Source organism: Actinomycetota bacterium (assembly GCA_040905475.1).
GTDB lineage: Bacteria > Actinomycetota > AC-67 > AC-67 > AC-67 > DATFGK01.
In genome coordinates, this window is the sequence record JBBDRM010000140.1 from 1 (window position 1) to 3,269 (window position 3,269).

The following is a 3,269-nucleotide window of genomic DNA, read 5'->3' on the forward strand; positions in this document are numbered from 1 at the left end:
GCGTCCCGTCGATCGACGCGAAGTTCTACGCGGCGACGCAGGTGATGGACGAGGCGCGTCACGTCGAGGTGTACCACAAGTACTTGACGGAGAAGCTCGAAGGCACGTTCCCGATCACGCCGCCCCTGCGGACCCTGCTCGACGCGATCCTCACCGACTCGCGGTGGGACATGACCTACCTCGGGATGCAGATCCTCGTGGAGGGTCTCGCGCTCGCGGCCTTCGGGATGATCTACCAGACGACGAAGGAACCGCTGATCCGACAGATCACCCAGTACATCATGGCCGACGAAGCGCGGCATGTGGCGTTCGGCGTGCTGAGCCTGAAGGACATCTATCCAGAGATGACCTCGGCCGAGCTCAAGGAGCGCGAGGAGTTCACCATCGAGGCGTGTCACATGATGCGCGACCGCTTCGACATGGCCGAGCTCTACGAGCGGATGGGGCTGCCGGTCAAGGAGCTCGTCGAGATCCGCATGGCCTCCGAAGGAATGAAGCTCTTCCGGAGCCTGCTGTTCATGAAGATCGTGCCGAACCTCCGTAAGCTCGGGCTCCTGACACCGCGGGTGCGCGAGGAGTTCGCGAAGATGGACGTTCTCAAGTTCGAGAACATGTCGTCGACCGATGAGGACGTCGCCGATTCCGCGTTGGTGCAAACGGGCTAGGTCGCCCGGCTCACGCTGTCATGACCATTCGTCGGTTCGGCGTGCCTTAGCGATTAGTTTACTTCGACCGGCCACGGTGCCAACAGGCTCGCGACCACCCGAGTATGTCGCAGGCCGCCGAATGGTTTGTCTAACTTGATCAACCACGCGCGCTTTCCATTCAAGAGCCTGGAGGGTCGAACGAGCTCACCGGTGACACCGCGCATGAGAAACGCCGTGATGATGACGCGGTTGCCCGGGAAGAGCCACTGGCCCGGTTGGAGTGGGTAGAGCGCAGTATCGCGAACGCTCACTGCATCCCCAAGCCAGTCATCCAGCCGAACGGTCCAGCCTCTAGATCCGAAGAAGTCCCGCCTTTTGACGACTGACCCCGACCGCTCGCCGAATCCGGAACCCTCGCGAAGCTGGACACGATCGCCGGGCTTGAAGCTCCAGAGCGCCACACGTCGCTGCTGAAGCGCTATGTAGACCCAAAGCACGGCCCCAAGAATGAGCATGAGGCCGAGGATGCCCTCCAACGTCTCCATCCCTAAGCGGGGACCGTCAGCTCCCAGAGGTCGGCGAGCTCGGCCGTTGTTCCCGCACCACCGAACACGAGCATGCTCGGTCCGGCGACGATCGCTCCCTCGACCCCGCTTCGCGCAGCCGGCGCAGTTCCCGAGGCCTTGAGTTTCTTCCAGCCACTCGCTTCGAACGACCAGAGCTCGTTCGAAGCGCCCTGCGCCGTCGCGCCGCCGAACAGGTAGGCGGTCTTCGCGGTGCCGGCGAGCGCGTAGAGGTTGCGCGCGGTCGGGGCATTGCCGCCGCCCTGCGACCACTCCTGCTTCGTGGGGTTGTAGAGCCATGTATCAGCGAGGAACGGGCGCCCGTCGGTTTGCCCGCCGAAGAGCAGCATCCGGCCGAAGTCCGGCAGGTAGACCGCGCGGTGGAGGCAACGCTTGATCGGTCGCGGCCCGCTCTTCGGGCTCACGTCCGTCCACTTCGCCGAGAGCGCCCACGTATCGTCGAATCTGCCCGTGTTGGTGAACCCGTGGGAGATCGTGAGCGAGGTCCCGATCATCGCGCCGCCTGCGCCGTACCGTGGCGCGGGGGCCCCGCCGGCGGGCTTCAGCTGCGTCCAGGTGCCGCGCACCGGATCGAACGCCCACGAGTCGTTGAAGAAGGAGCTGGGGCCGCCCTGTCCGCCGAACACGACCAGATGTCCGTCGATGAACGCGGCGCTGTGCCCGAACCGCGCGGAGGGACCTCCCCCGGGCAGCTTCTGCCATGCGTTGCTGGTTCGGTCGAAGGCCCAGAAGTCGTTGAGCGGTTTGCCGGCTGCGCGGCCGCCGAACAGGAACGCGATCGAGCCGCCGTCGTTCGCCGTGAACGTGTGGTCGCGGCGTGCGCTGGGGCCCTGGGCGGCGATCGCGTTCCACGCCAACGCCCGCGGCGCGGAGGCCGTCGGCGAAGGAGCCGGCGACCCGCTTCCGGACGTCGTCGGGCTCGGCGAGGGAGCGGCGGAATCGTCCCCAGAGCAGGCTGTTGCGATCCCGAGCGTACCCAGCGCGGCTACGCGCAGGAAGTCGCGGCGGTCGAGCCGGGCGCGTGTCACCCGGCGAAGTATAGTGCCGCCATGGCGGCGCCACTGGGACTCACCGACGAGCAGCGGGCGCTCCTCGAACTCGTCAAGGACATCGCTCGACGCGAGATCGCGCCGCACGCGGATCAGTGGGAGCGCGATGCCGTTTTTCCGCGCGGGGCGTTCGACGCCCTCGGCAAGGCCGGTTTGCTCGGGCTGGTTTACCCCGAGGAGTACGGAGGGGGAGCGCAGCCGCACGCGATGTATCTGCTCGTCCTGGAGGAGCTCGCGGCGGCGCTTCTTTCGGTCGGACTCGGCGCCAGCGTGCAAACGCTGACGATCTTCCCGACGCATGCGTACGGCACCGCCGAGCAGAAGGCTCGGTGGATGCCGCCGGCGTGCGCGGGGGAGTGGATCGGCGCGTACTGTCTCTCCGAGCCGGGATCAGGGTCCGACGCGTCGGCGCTGGTGACCAAGGCAGAGCGCGACGGGGATTCGTGGGTCATCAACGGACGCAAGGCTTTCGTGACGCACGGCGGCGAGGCCGACTACTACCAGGTCCTCGCCCGCACCGGTGAGCCCGGGCCCGCCGGCATCTCCTGCTTCTTCGTCCCCGCCGATACGCCCGGTGTGACGCGGGAGAAGCTCGAGCACAAGATGGGCATGCGGTCGTCGCCGACGGCGGCGATGCTCTTCGACGGTGTCCGGGTGCCCGAAGGGCACCTGATCGGCGAACCCGGCGTCGGATTCCGGATCGCGATGCAAGCGCTCGACGGCGGCCGTCTCGGGATCGCGGCGTGCAGCGTGGGACTCGCGCGGGCGGCGCTCGATGCGGCGGTGACGTTCGCACGCGAGCGCGAGGCGTTCCGCAAGCCGATCATCGAGTTCCAGGGGATCTCGTTCATGCTCGCCGATATGGCGACCCAGATCGACGCGGCCCGCGCCCTGACGCAGGAGGCCGGCAGGCGGCGCGACGCGGGCGAGCCGTTCGCGACCCAGGCGGCGATGGCGAAGCTGTTCGCCTCGGACACCGCGATGCGCGT

At 67.3% G+C, this 3,269-nt stretch carries 4 protein-coding genes; 2 read left to right on the forward strand and 2 right to left on the reverse strand.

Translation table 11 applies throughout. The annotated features are described in order from the left end of the window. Nucleotides 1–665, forward strand: a 665-nt coding sequence (locus tag WEB06_17545) for a ferritin-like domain-containing protein (GenBank protein MEX2557420.1), incomplete at its 5' end; no start/stop codon positions are given. A 53-nt stretch (nt 666–718) separates the two neighbouring features. Here WEB06_17545 and WEB06_17550 read toward each other — a convergent pair. After that, nucleotides 719–1,183 carry a hypothetical protein gene (locus tag WEB06_17550; GenBank protein MEX2557421.1) on the reverse strand — a complete coding sequence of 155 codons (465 nt, stop codon included), beginning with the start codon at nt 1,181–1,183 and terminating at the stop codon, nt 719–721. 11 nt (nt 1,184–1,194) lie between these two features. Further along, the gene (locus WEB06_17555; protein MEX2557422.1) at nt 1,195–2,259 is read right to left on the reverse strand and encodes a kelch repeat-containing protein; all 1,065 of its coding nucleotides are present in this window, start codon (nt 2,257–2,259) and stop codon (nt 1,195–1,197) included. A gap of 21 nt (nt 2,260–2,280) precedes the next feature. Between WEB06_17555 and WEB06_17560 the strand changes: the two genes are divergently transcribed. Continuing rightward, nucleotides 2,281–3,269, forward strand: a 989-nt coding sequence (locus WEB06_17560; GenBank protein ID MEX2557423.1) for an acyl-CoA dehydrogenase family protein, incomplete at its 3' end; no start/stop codon positions are given.